The sequence below is a fragment of the Brevundimonas sp. genome (genome assembly GCF_030656255.1).
In the GTDB taxonomy this organism is placed as follows: domain Bacteria; phylum Pseudomonadota; class Alphaproteobacteria; order Caulobacterales; family Caulobacteraceae; genus Brevundimonas.
In genome coordinates, this window is the sequence record NZ_JAUSOE010000167.1 from 1 (window position 1) to 13,233 (window position 13,233).

At 67.1% G+C, this 13,233-nt stretch carries 17 protein-coding genes and 1 pseudogene; 12 read left to right on the forward strand and 6 right to left on the reverse strand.

The window, feature by feature from the left end; all coding sequences use genetic code 11:
• Positions 1 to 716: L,D-transpeptidase family protein (locus Q7J26_RS16480; protein WP_304937446.1), on the forward strand; the 716-nt coding region annotated here is incomplete at its 5' end.
• Positions 717 to 771: 55 nt separating this feature from the next.
• On the opposite strand, the gene Q7J26_RS16485 is transcribed toward Q7J26_RS16480, so the two are convergent.
• Both Q7J26_RS16485 and Q7J26_RS16490 read right to left on the reverse strand, forming a co-directional pair.
• Positions 772 to 1,287, reverse strand: coding sequence for a DUF1465 family protein (locus tag Q7J26_RS16485; RefSeq protein ID WP_304937447.1), 516 nt, complete (start codon positions 1,285 to 1,287; stop codon positions 772 to 774).
• 106 nt (positions 1,288 to 1,393) lie between these two features.
• The gene (locus tag Q7J26_RS16490; protein WP_008263967.1) at positions 1,394 to 1,597 is read right to left on the reverse strand and encodes a DUF1192 domain-containing protein; all 204 of its coding nucleotides are present in this window, start codon (positions 1,595 to 1,597) and stop codon (positions 1,394 to 1,396) included.
• 91 nt (positions 1,598 to 1,688) lie between these two features.
• Here Q7J26_RS16490 and Q7J26_RS16495 point away from each other — a divergent pair, with 91 nt between their 5' ends.
• Entirely contained in the window at positions 1,689 to 2,660 is a 972-nt protein-coding gene (locus Q7J26_RS16495; protein ID WP_304937448.1) for an NAD(P)H-quinone oxidoreductase, read from the forward strand.
• Between the two features lies 1 nt (position 2,661).
• Here Q7J26_RS16495 and Q7J26_RS16500 read toward each other — a convergent pair whose 3' ends face one another.
• Positions 2,662 to 3,246 (reverse strand): beta/gamma crystallin-related protein, encoded by a 585-nt coding sequence (locus Q7J26_RS16500; RefSeq protein ID WP_304937449.1) that lies wholly within the window; start codon positions 3,244 to 3,246, stop codon positions 2,662 to 2,664.
• Between the two features lie 220 nt (positions 3,247 to 3,466).
• Between Q7J26_RS16500 and Q7J26_RS16505 the strand changes: the two genes are divergently transcribed.
• The gene (locus Q7J26_RS16505; RefSeq protein ID WP_008263868.1) at positions 3,467 to 4,132 is read left to right on the forward strand and encodes a DUF1013 domain-containing protein; all 666 of its coding nucleotides are present in this window, start codon (positions 3,467 to 3,469) and stop codon (positions 4,130 to 4,132) included.
• 106 nt (positions 4,133 to 4,238) lie between these two features.
• On the opposite strand, the gene Q7J26_RS16510 is transcribed toward Q7J26_RS16505, so the two are convergent.
• Positions 4,239 to 4,412 carry a YdcH family protein gene (locus Q7J26_RS16510; protein WP_183194900.1) on the reverse strand — a complete coding sequence of 58 codons (174 nt, stop codon included), beginning with the start codon at positions 4,410 to 4,412 and terminating at the stop codon, positions 4,239 to 4,241.
• A gap of 115 nt (positions 4,413 to 4,527) precedes the next feature.
• On the opposite strand from Q7J26_RS16510, the gene Q7J26_RS16515 reads away from it, so the two are divergent.
• From Q7J26_RS16515 to Q7J26_RS16550, 8 genes are all read left to right on the forward strand, one after another.
• The gene (locus Q7J26_RS16515) at positions 4,528 to 5,127 is read left to right on the forward strand and encodes a UbiX family flavin prenyltransferase (RefSeq protein WP_304937450.1); all 600 of its coding nucleotides are present in this window, start codon (positions 4,528 to 4,530) and stop codon (positions 5,125 to 5,127) included.
• Positions 5,124 to 5,609: a TIGR02444 family protein gene (locus Q7J26_RS16520; RefSeq protein ID WP_304937451.1), complete on the forward strand. Its 486-nt coding sequence runs from the start codon at positions 5,124 to 5,126 to the stop codon at positions 5,607 to 5,609. Before Q7J26_RS16515 ends, Q7J26_RS16520 begins: the two co-directional genes overlap by 4 nt.
• A gap of 36 nt (positions 5,610 to 5,645) precedes the next feature.
• On the forward strand, positions 5,646 to 5,870 hold the full coding sequence (locus Q7J26_RS16525; RefSeq protein ID WP_183194894.1) for a YdcH family protein: 225 nt from the start codon (positions 5,646 to 5,648) through the stop codon (positions 5,868 to 5,870).
• A 65-nt stretch (positions 5,871 to 5,935) separates the two neighbouring features.
• The gene (locus tag Q7J26_RS16530; RefSeq protein ID WP_304937452.1) at positions 5,936 to 6,556 is read left to right on the forward strand and encodes a cyclopropane-fatty-acyl-phospholipid synthase family protein; all 621 of its coding nucleotides are present in this window, start codon (positions 5,936 to 5,938) and stop codon (positions 6,554 to 6,556) included.
• Between the two features lie 143 nt (positions 6,557 to 6,699).
• Positions 6,700 to 7,335 (forward strand): M23 family metallopeptidase, encoded by a 636-nt coding sequence (locus tag Q7J26_RS16535; protein WP_304937453.1) that lies wholly within the window; start codon positions 6,700 to 6,702, stop codon positions 7,333 to 7,335.
• Positions 7,336 to 7,415: 80 nt separating this feature from the next.
• Positions 7,416 to 9,302 (forward strand): CocE/NonD family hydrolase, encoded by a 1,887-nt coding sequence (locus Q7J26_RS16540; protein ID WP_304937454.1) that lies wholly within the window; start codon positions 7,416 to 7,418, stop codon positions 9,300 to 9,302.
• A 75-nt stretch (positions 9,303 to 9,377) separates the two neighbouring features.
• Positions 9,378 to 10,328 carry an ABC transporter ATP-binding protein gene (locus tag Q7J26_RS16545; RefSeq protein ID WP_304937455.1) on the forward strand — a complete coding sequence of 317 codons (951 nt, stop codon included), beginning with the start codon at positions 9,378 to 9,380 and terminating at the stop codon, positions 10,326 to 10,328.
• The gene (locus Q7J26_RS16550; RefSeq protein WP_304937456.1) at positions 10,325 to 11,683 is read left to right on the forward strand and encodes an ABC transporter permease; all 1,359 of its coding nucleotides are present in this window, start codon (positions 10,325 to 10,327) and stop codon (positions 11,681 to 11,683) included. Before Q7J26_RS16545 ends, Q7J26_RS16550 begins: the two co-directional genes overlap by 4 nt.
• A gap of 88 nt (positions 11,684 to 11,771) precedes the next feature.
• Here the strand turns inward: Q7J26_RS16550 and rpsU are convergent, their stop codons facing one another.
• Positions 11,772 to 12,032, reverse strand: coding sequence for a 30S ribosomal protein S21 (rpsU, locus tag Q7J26_RS16555; protein WP_035310689.1), 261 nt, complete (start codon positions 12,030 to 12,032; stop codon positions 11,772 to 11,774).
• 187 nt (positions 12,033 to 12,219) lie between these two features.
• Here rpsU and Q7J26_RS16560 point away from each other — a divergent pair, with 187 nt between their 5' ends.
• The gene (locus Q7J26_RS16560) at positions 12,220 to 12,879 is read left to right on the forward strand and encodes a COQ9 family protein (RefSeq protein WP_304937457.1); all 660 of its coding nucleotides are present in this window, start codon (positions 12,220 to 12,222) and stop codon (positions 12,877 to 12,879) included.
• 109 nt (positions 12,880 to 12,988) lie between these two features.
• Here the strand turns inward: Q7J26_RS16560 and tuf are convergent.
• Positions 12,989 to 13,233 (reverse strand): annotated as a pseudogene (gene tuf / locus Q7J26_RS16565) (elongation factor Tu); the annotation flags it as partial.

The following is a 13,233-nucleotide window of genomic DNA, read 5'->3' on the forward strand; positions in this document are numbered from 1 at the left end:
TGGAACGCCGTCGCTGGCTGAAGCGCGAGGTCGCGCCCGAGCGGATCGAGGTCAACACCGCCGCCGCCATCATGGTCTACTGGAAGGACGGCAAGCCGGTTCACTCGAACCGGGTCGTCTGCGGCTCGCCCGCCAACCAGACCCCCAGCCTCGAGAAGCAGTTCGCCTCCGTGGTGGCCAATCCGCCCTGGTACGTCCCGGCCTCGATCGCCCGCAACGAGATCCTGCCCAAGGGCCCCGGCTATCTGGCGGCCAACAACATGTACATCTCGAACGGCATGGTCATTCAGCGCGCCGGACCGACCGCCGCCCTCGGCTATGTGAAGTTCGAGCTGCGCGACAGCTACGCCATCTTCCTGCACGACACCCCGACCAAGTCGGCCTTCAACCTGGCCATGCGCCAGCGCAGCCACGGCTGCGTGCGGGTGCAGAATGCGGTCGAGTTCGCGCGGCTGCTGCTGTCGCCCGACCCGGTCAAGCTGGCCGAGTTCGACACGGCCCAGGACACGCGCGAGACGACACGCGTCACCACCGGCCGCGAGATCTCCGTGCGGCTGCTGTACTGGACCGCCTTCGTCGATGGTCAGGGACGGGTGGCGTTCCGCGAGGACATCTATGGCCGTGACGACAAGCTGGCCCAGGCCCTGGGCATCGCCGTCAGCCTGCCCAAGCCGGTCGACGACGGTCGCCGCGACGTCAACGACGTCGGGCCGTAGAGCTCACAAGCCTCTCCCTCCCCTCGGGGGAGGGAGAAGTTCAGCGTTATAAGCTTCAGCCCTTGAAGGCGGCTTCCAGCATACCGTGCTGGCTCAGCACCGGATTTTGCGGCTGCTCTTCCTGGACGTCCAGATACATGCGGCGGTCCAGATAAAGCGCGCGGTCGAACAGTTTTTCAGACCGGACCAGATATTCCACCAGGGCGATGGGCAGTTCGGCGTGGCTGGGTTCGCTCTCGATCTTGCGGTCGTTCAGGCGATAACGCGGCTCGCAGGCGGCGTCCGGCGTCATGTCGTCCTCGCGCACGGCCCGCTGGACCAGCAGCCACGAGGCGATCTGCATCAGGCGTGTGGTCAGCTTCATGCTCTCGGCGGCATAGGCCAGGGCGGCGGCGCGGGACAGCATCTTGGAATCCCGGCGACCCTCGCCGTCCAGATAGGCGGCGGTCTCCTCGACCAGTTCCATCCCCTCGCGGAAGGTGCGGTCGAACAGTTCCGAGCGGGCGAAGTCCTGCACCTTGCGACCGCGGTCGGCCTTGGAGCCCGTGCTCTGGGTGTCGCTCAGGTTCATGGTGGACATCATCATGGAGAGTGGACGCTGTTCTGACTTTGGGCAAGGACGGCGCCCTTGCCGTCAGGACTGCAACCGTCATGCCACGGTTTCGATCCCTGCGCGATCACGCTCCAAATTTGAACAGGGCGTCGGCGGCGCTCTTCTTGGACTTCTTGCCCTCTATGGCCGAGCGGGCGCGCTGTATCTCGTGATCCAGCGCCTCGATCCGCTCCTCGAGGTCGTCGATCGAATAGAGGTCCAGATCTTCGCGCCCCAGGGCCGTCAGGGCCTCGCCGCGCCGGGGGCGGGGTTCGATATCCTCGAACATCGTCGTCGCCTTTCTTCATTCTGCCATGGCCGCACGCGGCCGGGGCGCCTATCTGAACGCCCGGACACGGACGATTGCAAGCGGAGCGACTATGCGGGTCATCGAGATCGAAGGCGGTTCAGGACCGGCCGAGGCGCTGCGGCTGGCGGAACGTCCGGATCCTGTGGCCGGCGTCGGCCAAGTGACGATTCGGGTTCATGCGGCGGGAATCAATAGGCCGGACCTGTTGCAGCGGAATGGAGTCTATCCGCCGCCGCCGGGGGCTTCGGACATCATGGGGCTGGAAGTCGCCGGCGAGGTCGAGGCCGTCGGCGAGGGCGTGACGCGCTGGGCCGTCGGCGACCGGGTCTGCGCCCTGCTGGGCGGGGGCGGTTACGCCGACAGGGTCGTGGTGGACGCCCGGCATCTGCTGCCGATCCCGGATGGACTGGACTATGTGCAGGCGGCGGTCCTGCCCGAGACGGTCTTCACCGTCTTCGCCAATGTGTTCGAGGCGGGCGGGCTGAAGGCGGGCCAGACCCTGCTGATCCATGGCGCGACCAGCGGCATCGGCGTCACCGCCATCCAGATGGCCAAGGCCGCCGGCGCGACGGTGATCGCCACCTCGCGCGGGGCGGACAAGACCGCCGCCGCACGCGCCCTGGGCGCCGACGTCAGCCTGGACGCCAAAACCGACGATCTGGCCGCCGCCATCGCCGAGGCGGGCGGGGCCGATGTGGTGCTGGACATGGTGGGGCGGGACTACGCCGAACTGAACCTGAAGGCGCTGAAGGCCGGCGGACGCTGGGTGGTTATCGCCTCGCTGTCGGGGTCCAAGGTCGAGATCGACCTGATGCGGGTGATGCTGAAACGGCTGGTGCTGACCGGCTCGACCCTGCGCAGCCGATCCGCCGACGAAAAGGCCCGGTTGACCGCCGCCATCGAGGCGACGGTCTGGCCGTGGGTGGTCTCAGGCGCGGTCCGGCCGCCGGTGCAGGCGATCTTCCCGCTGGAGCGCGCCGCCGACGCCCATCGCGCGCTGGAGGCGGGCGATCACGTCGGCAAGTTCGTGCTGACCGCCTGAGTCAGCGCCCGCCGCGCACCGGACGCATCGACGAGATGCTGTCGTTGAAGCCGCCGTTCAGATTGCGGACGTCGCCTTCAACGATACGGCAACGGCCCCGGAACTCGGCGTCGGTACAAACTTCCCAGCGGCCCTGAACGCGGACCGAGCTGATCCGATCGTTGAACGGGGTGCGGCCTAGATTGCGGTCCTCGCCGACGAACTCACGCGAGGCGCCGCGGAAGTTCGCGTTCTCGTAGACGGTGATCGACGACCGGCCCCAGCCGCCGCCGTTGCCGCCGCCCCAGCCGGGGCCGCTGTTGCCGGGACGACCGGGCTGATTGCCCTCGTATTCACCGCGGAAGCGGCCGCAGACCAGCAGACCGTTGTCGTTGTTGATATCCTCATTGCCGCAGCGGGCCAGTTCGATCGACGTGCCACGCATTTGCCCGCGCGTGTCGCGGCAATCAGCGTAGAGCCGACCCTGGTTCACATAGGCCTCCGAACAGCTCTGGGCGTAGCCGCCGCGCGGGGCGACGCGTTGCTGTTGCGGTTCGACCGGCGAAGACATGGCGGCCGTGAGAGCCGCAGCGAGTAAGATGGACATGGTTGGTTCTCCTCTCCCGAAGGCGAAAGCCTCGACTACCGCAAAGGTTGCCTCGGCGCACATGAACCTTGGCTGTACATGAATGTTCGGCGGCGTTTTCTTTTCAGGCGAATAGGCCTATATCGAAACCATAAGCGCCCGGTCGAAAGGCCGGGCGCCGTCGTATCCAACGCCAGCCGAACCCCTATTCGGCGGCCCACCATTCCGGGACGAACGCCCCATGAGCGACATTCTTATGCCGAAGGCCACTGCGGTCTGGCTGGTCGACAACACCTCCCTCAGCTTCGAGCAGATCGCGGACTTCTGCGGCCTGCATCCGCTGGAAGTGCGCGGCATCGCCGACGGCGACGTGGCCCGCGACATCCGCGGCGTCGATCCCGTCACCGGCGGTCAACTGACCCGCGAAGAACTGGACAAGGCCCAGGCCGACGAAAACTATCGTCTGAAGGCGATCGTCAGCCGTCACGCTGAACTGATGAAGTCGGCCAAGCCGGCGCCGAAATACACCCCGGTTTCGCGTCGCCAGGACCGCCCGGACGCCATCGCCTGGTTCGTGCGCAACCACCCGGAAGTGACCGACGCCCAGATCGCCAAACTGCTGGGCACCACCAAGTCCACCATCGAAAGCGTGCGCAACCGCACCCACTGGAACAGCGCCAACATCAAGCCGGTCGATCCCGTGACCCTGGGCCTGGTCGGCCAGCTGGTGCTGGACGAAATCGTCAAGAAGGCCGCCGACAAGAAGACCAAGGACGACCTGAAAAAGGGCGGCGGCACCATCCAGCCGGTGGAAGAGGTCGAGGCCGAACCCGAGTTCGTGCCGGAAGCCCGCCAGCGTCCCGGCGCCGAACCGACCGCCGCGTCGGTGTTCGGCACCAAGGACTGATCCTGATTCCGTCATCCTCGGGTCAAGCCCGAGGATGACGACTTATAAAAACGGCCCCGGAGATCGCTCTCCGGGGCCGTCGTCGTTTTCCGGAGGTCGTGCGCCCCTAGTGGGCCCGCGCCTCCAGACTGGTGATTTCTTCCTTCAGGCGAAGCTTCTTCTGCTTCAGCGCTCTGACCTGCAACGGATCCGTGGACGGACGGGTGAGCTCCTTCTGGATGGTCTCATCCAGGGTGCGATGACGATTACCCAGTTCGCGAATACGAGCCTCGATGGTCATGGCTTGCGCCTCCTCAGGTTAGGGACCAGTAGAGTGAGCGCCCGGTTTGGCAGGCTGTGGAATCACATTCCAGTGACAGCCGGTCTCGCCGGACCCACGGAGGCTGACCCCTAAAATGGTCCATGATGTGAACGGAGCCATACGGAACCCTCCCTATCGACTGGTCGTCGGAATTTCAGGGGCTTCCGGAGCGATCTACGGGGCGCGGGTGCTGGACGCCCTGAAGGACCTGGACGTCGATAGCCATCTGGTGGTGTCCAAGGCCGCCCTGCTCACATTGTCGCAGGAGACGGACCTGTCGCCTGCGGACCTGACCGCCAAGGCGACCGTCGTTCACAAGATGGCCGATGTCGGGGCCACCATCGCATCGGGGTCGTTCAAGACCCTGGGCATGATCGTCGCCCCCTGTTCGGTGAAGACGATGAGCGAGATCGCCACCGGCGTGACCTCGTCCCTGCTGACCCGCGCCGCCGACGTGACGCTGAAGGAACGTCGGCCTCTGGTGCTGATGGTGCGCGAAACGCCCTTCCACCTGGGTCATCTGCGGACCATGACGGCCCTGACCGAGATGGGCGCGATCATCGCCCCGCCCCTGCCCGCCTTCTACGCCCGCCCGGCCTCGATCATGGAGATGGTGGACCAGTCGGTCGGCCGGACCCTGGACCTGTTCGGTCTCGACTGGAACGGCGTGCGACGCTGGGAGGGTCTGAAGTGACCGTCCTTCAATCCACATCCCTGTGGGACTGGGCGGTCGCCGCCTATGCCGCGCCGGGCGTCAGCGAAGCCTGCGTCGCCTTACAGGATAATCACGAGCAGAACGTGCCGGTCCTGCTGTGGTCCGCCTGGATCGCCGCCACGGGGCGAAATCCCGACGCCGAGACCATCGAGGCCGCCTGCGACACCGCCCGCGCCTGGGACAGCGTCGTCGTGGCGCCGCTGCGCGCGATCCGCCGCACCCTGAAGGCGCCGATCCCCGACATCGACGACGAACCGCGCCAGGCCGTGCGCGACCGCGTCAAGGCGCTGGAGCTGCTGGCGGAGCGCCATCTGCTTGAGGCCTTGGAGGCCCTGGCGTCGGAGGCGCCGACCGGCCCGTCTCGCCCCCTCGTCGAGGCCCTGGTCGCGACGGCGCGGGTCTGGGCCCAGGTCACGCCGCGTCCCGCCCTGATCCGGCTGGCCGACGCCCTTCCGGCCTGAGACGCCGGCGGCTATAATCGCTTCGGGGATTGCATGATGAATGACGACGTTCCGGAATACAGCGAGGAAGAGGCGGCGCTTCACGCCCGCGTCAAACTGCTGCGCCTCGAACATTCCGACCTTTCCGCCTCCATCGAGGCCCTGACCGAGGCCGCCGTGCCCGACCAGCTGATGATCGCCCGGCTGAAGCGCAAGAAACTGGCCATCAAGGACGAGATCGTGAAGATCGAGGACCAGATCCTGCCCGACATCATCGCCTGACCCGTTCGGCGGATTGCGCCGAACGTGGAGGATTGATAACGACTCGCAAAATAACGAGGACGATCATGGCGACTGCAAGCACCGGCTGGGACGCGCGTTACGCCGCAACCGACGACTATGTGTTCGGCACAGCCCCCAGTCGCTTTCTGCTGAACCATGCGAAGGTTCTGACACCGGCCAGCCGGATTCTCGCGCCCGCGGACGGCGAGGGTCGTAACTCCGTGTATTTGGCGTCTCTGGGCCACGACGTCGTGGCGACCGACATATCGCCGTCCGGTCAGGACAAGGCGCGAAGCCTGGCTCGGGAAGCGGGGGTGGAGGTCGATTTCAGGGTGCAGGACCTGCAGGACTGGGCTTGGCCCCAGGCCGCCTATGACGCCGTCGTCGCTGTCTTCATCCAGTTCGCCGACCCTGATTTCAGACACCAGATTTTCGAGGGCATGAAGAGGGCCGTCAAACCCGGCGGCTTGATCCTGTTGCACGGCTATACGCCGCGCCAGATCGAATACGGCACCGGCGGGCCGCCCCAGGTGGACTACCTCTATACGTCGGACCTGTTGCGCCAGGCCTTCGGGGACTTCGAGATCGAGACGCTGGACGCCTATGACGCCGATCTTGACGAAGGTTCGGGCCATCATGGCCGCTCGGCCCTGATCGATCTGATCGCACGCCGTCCCCTGGGCTGACGCTGCGACGATCCGCCGCCCGACGACGGCCCAAAAGTCGCCCCAGCCGCCGGGCATAAGCCGGCCTCCCTGGGACGGCCGCCGCGAGACCGCGCCGCCGCGCCTTCAAATCCAGAGCGTGAATACGCTGGAGACGCCGCCGAATGCGACGCCTGCTGACCGACGCGCCCCTGGCGCGCTGCAAGACCCTTCTGATCCACTCCGGCCAGACGGTCGCCTTCGCCGCCGTGGCCGTACTGGCCGCCGCCGCCGCCCCCGGCGTGACGCGCGAAACCCCGCCGCCCGCCCTGGCCGCCGCCCCCGTGGCCCCGCCGGTCAAGGCCCAGGTCGAGGCCCCCGGTCCGGTGATGCGCCAGATCGTCTTCTCGGCCCCGGTGCGCGGCTATGCGATCAACTCGCCCTACGGCCTGCGCAAACTGGCGATCGAAGCCCGCGCCCGCGCGCACAAGGGCGTGGACATCGCCGCCCCTAAAGGCACGACCGTCTTCACCGCCGCCGAGGGCCGGGTCGTCCGCACCGGCTATGACGCCGGCGGCTACGGTAATTTCATCGAGGTCCGCCACCCCAACGGCCTCAGCACCGTCTATGGCCATCTCAGCCGTATCGACGTGGCCAGCGGCGACACGGTCACGCCCGGCCAGCGCATCGGCCTGGTCGGCTCCACCGGCTATTCCACCGGCCCCCACCTCCATTTCGAGGTGCGCCGCAACGGCGGCCAGGTGAATCCGACCCGGGTGGTGGGCCGCCATTTCGACGTCGCGGTGAAGGCTAAGGCCTGAGCCTAAGCCTGAGTCTGGGCAATCCATTGCGACGCGGGCCGAGATCGTCCTAACCTCCCCTTTCTGTGGAGGGACTGGATATGAACAGATTTGTCGCCGCCGTCGTCGCGGCCGCCTTGTCGGCTGCGCCGATCGCCGCCTCGGCCGAAAACTACGGCCGATACAGCGATGCGGCCGCCCAGACGGAACTGTCCCGGATCGCCGATGTGCAGATGGCCGTCATGGTGCCGATGCGCGACGGCGTCGGCCTGGCCACCAACATCTATCGGCCCAAGGGCGCCACAGGCCCCCTGCCCACCGTCTTCATCAGAACCCCCTATAACGAGCTGGCCTACAACGCCCGCACCACGCGCAGCGCCCTGACCTGGGTCAGCCGGGGCTACGCCCTGGTGATGCAGAACGAGCGGGGCCGCTACTTCTCGCAGGGCGAATACGAGATCCTGGGCTATCCCCAGACCGACGGTTACGACGCACTGACCTGGATCGCGGCCCAGCCCTGGTCGAACGGCAAGGTCGGCACCCTGGGCTGTTCCTCCTCGGCGGAATGGCAGCTGGCCCTGGCGGCCCAGAACCACCCCGCCCACGCCGCCATGGTGCCCCAGGCGTCCGGCGCCGGCATCGGCAAGGTCGGCCGGTTCCAGGAACAGGGCAACTGGTACACCGGCGGCGTGCCCCGCAACCTGTTCTTCGTCTGGCTGTACGACACCGACAATCCCGAGCGCGCCCAGATCCCCGGCGATCTGGACCCGGAAACCCGCGCCCGCATCGTCCGCTACAACGACCTGGACGCCAAGAAGCCTGATGTGAAATGGCCCAACCAGATCCGCCATCTGCCCGTCAATGAAATGCTCAAGGACCTGGGCGAGCCGCCGGCGACCTTCGAGGACCTGATCGCGCGCACGCCGGACGATCCCGCCTGGCGCGAGGGGGGCCTGTATCACGACGACATGGGCTGGGGCGTGCCGTCGCTGTGGTTCAACAGCTGGTACGACGTCTCCATCGGCCCGAACATGGAGCTGTTCAACCACGCCCGCACGACCACCCAGGATCGCGAGGCGGCCGAGAACCAGTATGTTGTGGTGGGGCCGAACAACCACTGCGCCTTTGGCGGCCTGGGGCCGAACTACCGCTCGGGCGACCGGCCACTGGGCGACGCCAGCTTCGACAGCGACGCCCTGGTCGCCGCCTGGTTCGACCGCTGGCTGAAGGGCGAGGCCCGCGCCTTCCCGGCCACGACGCCGCATGTCCAGTATTTCAACATGGGCGAAAACAGGTGGCGCACCGCCGCCCAGTGGCCGCCGCAGGGCGTCGAGACGGTGCGGATGTATCTGCGCTCGGGCGGCGAGGCCAACAGCCTGAACGGCGACGGCCGCCTCAGCCTGGAGGCGCCGCCGGCTGGAGAGGCGGCGGACCGCTATCGCTATGATCCGATGAACCCGGTCCAGACCATCGGCGGCGGCGACTGCTGCAACGGCGGCCTGGTCACGGCCGGCGCCTTCGATCAGCGCCAGATCGAGGCGCGCAACGACGTGCTGGTCTATACGTCCGAGCCCCTGACCGCGCCGATGCAGGTGACCGGCTTCATCGATGCGGTGCTGAAGGTGTCGTCGTCGGCGCAGGACACGGACTTCGCGGTCAAGCTGGTCGACGTGGCGCCGGATGGGACGGCCTATATCCTGGGCGACACCATCATGCGCGCCCGCTACCGCGACGGCTATGCGCGGCCGACGCCCCTGGTTCCCGGCCAAGTGGCGACGGTCCAACCTACGCCGATGACCGTTAGCAACACCTTCCAGCCCGGCCACCGGATCCGGGTCGAGGTCACCAGCTCCAACTTTCCGAAATTCGTCCGCAATCTGAATACGGGCGGTCCCAATGAGACCGAAACCCAGGGCGTCATCGCCGACAACGCCATCCACCACGCGGGCGAGGACGCCTCCTATATCGACCTGCCCGTCCTGAAGTAGGGGCGCGACGCCGAAGCGGCTGGCCTGGACCGCTTCGGCCTTGCTAGGCTGATTGCAACTACGGGGGGAGACCATATGACGGCGGCGTTGACGCTGGAGAGCCTAAGCAAGCGGTACGGCGGGTTCGACGCCGTCCGCGATCTCAGCTTCCAGGTGCCCAAGGGCTCGATCTGCGGCTTCCTGGGCCCGAACGGGGCGGGCAAGACCTCGACCCTGCGGATGATCCTGGGGCTGCAGGAGGCGACCGCGGGGCGGATCGATATTCTGGGCGCGCCCAATGGACGGTTCGTGCGCGACCGGATCGGCTTCCTGCCCGAGGAGCGCGGCCTCTACAAGAAGATGACCCCGGTCGAGGCCATCGCCTTCTTCGGCGCCCTGAAGGGCTTGCCGATGAACGAGGGCAAGAAGCGCGCGAAACTCTTGCTGGAGCAGCAGGGCCTGGGCGCGGCGCAGAAGAAGAAGATGAAGGAGCTGTCCAAGGGGATGGCCCAGAAGGTCCAGCTGATCGCCGCCGTGGTCCACAAGCCCGAGTTCGTCATCCTGGACGAGCCCTTTTCCGGCCTGGACCCGATGAACCAGCAGGGGCTGGAAGAGATGATCCGTGGGCTGGCGGCCGACGGGGCCACCGTCCTGTTCTCGACCCATGTGATGCAGCACGCCGAGCGGCTGTGCGACAAGGTCGTGCTGCTGGCCCGGGGCAAGAAGGCCTTCGAGGGTTCGGTGGACGAGGCCAAGGCCACCTCGCCGCGGTTTCTTGATCTGGACGGCGCCATCACGCCCGAGGCGGCGGCGGCCCTGCCCGGCGTGGCCGGGGTCGAGACCCTGTCCGACGCGGACGGGGTGCGGCGGCTGAAGATCGCCCTGGCGCCCGGCGCCGGCGGCCAGGAGACGCTGAAGGCGGCCTTCCTGAACGGGCTGGACGTGCGCGGCTTCGCCCTGAAGGAGCCGACGCTGCACGACGCCTTCATCGGCCTGACCGGCGACCATCCCGATCAAGCCGTCACCCCTTCGGAGGCGGCCCAATGAAACGCACCCTGCTGATCGCCCGGCGCGAATATGTCGCCTACGCCAAGACCGTCGGCTTCTGGCTGTCGCTGCTGGCCCTGCCGTTGTTCGCCCTATTGGGCGGCGGCATTCCCCTGCTGATCCAGTCGGCCGAACCGGTCAAGACGGTGGCCGTCATCGAGGACGGCCCGGCCGCCACGGGCCTGGCCGCCGCTGTGCGCGCCTCGCTCCAGTCCGATCTGGACCGCCAGGCCGAACGACTCCGCGAAGCCGCCGAAAAGGGCCAGGCCGGCGCCGGCCGCGCCGTCGCCTCTATCAGCGGCCCCAAGATCCGTCTGGTCGCCCCGCCGCCCGCCATCGCCGAGGCCGTCGGCCCGGCCCGCGACGCCGCCATCAAGACGGCCCTGGACAAGGAAACGCCGAAGGACCGCCGCCTGGACGCGGTCGTCTTCCTGAGCCGTGTGGACGGCAAGCCCGCCGCCCAGGTCTGGACCGGCCGCGCCAACGACAACGACGTCTCCGGCTTCATTCGCGGCGCCCTGCGCGACGCCAGACGCACCGAACTGCTGACCGCAGCCGGGGTGGCGCCGGCCGTAGCGGCCGAGGTTCAGGACTTCCGGCCCGAGGTGAAGGCCTTCTCGCCCACCGCCGCCAGCGGCGGCGAGGTGTCGATGCGCGACCACATTCCGTCCTTCATCGGCCTGGGCGCCGGCTTCCTGCTGTGGTCGCTGGTCATCACCGGGGCCTCCATCCTGCTGAACAGCGTGATGGAGGAGAAGTCGAACAAGATCCTTGAGGTGCTGCTGTCGTCGGCCTCGGCGACCGAAATCCTGACCGGCAAGGTGCTGGGGGTGGCGATGCTGACCCTAAGCGTGCTGGCGGTCTGGGGCGGGATCGGCGCGTTCGGCCTGATATCCGCCTCGCCCGAGACGGCGGCGACGGTCGGGCAGGTGTTGATGAACGACGGCCTGGTCTTCTATTTCATCGCCTATATGGTCGGCGGTTATCTGATGTACGCGGTCCTGTTCGCGGCCATCGGCGCCTTCTGCGAGACTCCGCGCGACGCCCAGACCCTGATGGGGCCGATCATGATGATCCTGGTCGTGCCCATGCTGGTCATGCAGATGGCCCTGACCAGTCCCGACGCTCCGGTGGTCAAGGTCCTGTCGTGGATCCCCTTCTTCACGCCCTTCCTGATGAGCGCGCGGGCGCCCAGCGATCCGCCGCTGATCGAGATCGTCCTGACCCTGATCGGCATGTTCGCCACTGCGGCCCTGATGGTCTGGATCGCCGGCCGCGCCTTCCGGGCCGGCGCCCTGTCGGACGTCAAACTGAGCTGGAAGAGCTTCGGCCGAGCCATCACCGGCCGGAGCTGAGCACGCCCCCGCTTTGCCGGGAGGAGACAAAGAAAAAGGCCGCCTCCTTGCGGAGGCGGCCTTGAATCTTTTGGCCTGAGCCTGAGCCTTAGCGGCTGCCGCCAGCGGCGCCGGGGCCGGGAACCCGCGGCTTCGGCGGGGGCAGCAGGCCTTCGCGCTGAGCGCGCTTGCGGGCCAGCTTACGGGCGCGGCGGACAGCTTCGGCCTTTTGACGGGCGCGCTTTTCCGACGGCTTTTCGTAATGCACGTGGCGCTTCATTTCACGGAAGCTGCCTTCGCGTTGCATCTTCTTCTTGAGGGCTTTTAGCGCTTGATCGACGTTATTATCGCGAACGAAAATCTGTACCAGGTTGAACTCTCCTTTGGCCGCCCGCCGCGTCCTGTGAGGGAGACGGGCGAACAAAATAAAATCGTCGTCCGAAAGTTGGGCTCCCGGATGAAGGCGCGCTGATACACGAGCAGACCGCGCCTGTCCAGTTCGTCGCAACCATTCTTCGAGGCTCGAAAGCCCGATGAGACGGGCGTATGATCCGCCCATGACACAGAACGACGATTGGGCCGACCGGACCGAACAGACCGTGCTGGATGCGGCCGTCGCGCGCGCCCCTGCCCTGGGCTGGAACGCCCGTCTCGTGCGGGAATCCTGCGAGGCCTGCGGCCTGTCGCGTGGCGACGAGGAACTGCTGCTGCCCAATGGCGCACGCGATCTGGCCGCCCTGCTGTCGCGCCGCCATGACGCCCGTGCGCTTGAGGCTCTGGGCGCGATCGACGCCAAGTCCTTGAAGATTCGCGAGCGAATCGCCCGCGCCGTGTCCGAACGGATGGAAGCCGGCGCCGCCGACCTGGAGGCCACACGTCGGTGCGCCGCCTTCCTGGCCCTGCCGACCAACGCCGACCTGGGGCTGAAACTGGCCTGGGAGAGCGCGGACCACCTGTGGCGCTGGGCCGGCGACGAGACCACCGACTGGAACCACTATTCGAAGCGCACCATCCTGTCGGGCATCCTGATCCCCGCCCTGACGATGCGCTGGTTCGACGGTCGTGAACCGGCCGAGGCCTTCGTCGCCCGCCGAATCGAAAACGTCATGGCCTTCGAGAAATGGAAGGCCGGCAAGGATTTCGAGGCGCCGTTCCGCAAGGTGAGCGATGCCCTGAGTCGGATGCGGTACGGGGCGAAGGACCAGCCGGCGTCCTGATTCGCACGCCGGCCCGGGCGAAGCCCCCCGACACTCCAACCCAGACAGCAAAACGGCCCCCGGATCGCTCCGGGGGCCGTTCTGTTACGCGACTAGGTCAGACTATCGATTACTCGATGATCTTGGCGACGACGCCGGCGCCGACGGTGCGGCCGCCTTCACGGATGGCGAAGCGCAGGCCCTGGTCCATGGCGATCGGGGTGATCAGTTCGACGTTCAGCTCGGCGTTGTCGCCGGGCATGATCATCTCGACGCCTTCCTTCAGGTGGACGATGCCGGTCACGTCCGTGGTGCGGAAGTAGAACTGCGGGCGATAGTTGGTGAAGAACGGGGTGTGACGACCGCCTTCTTCCT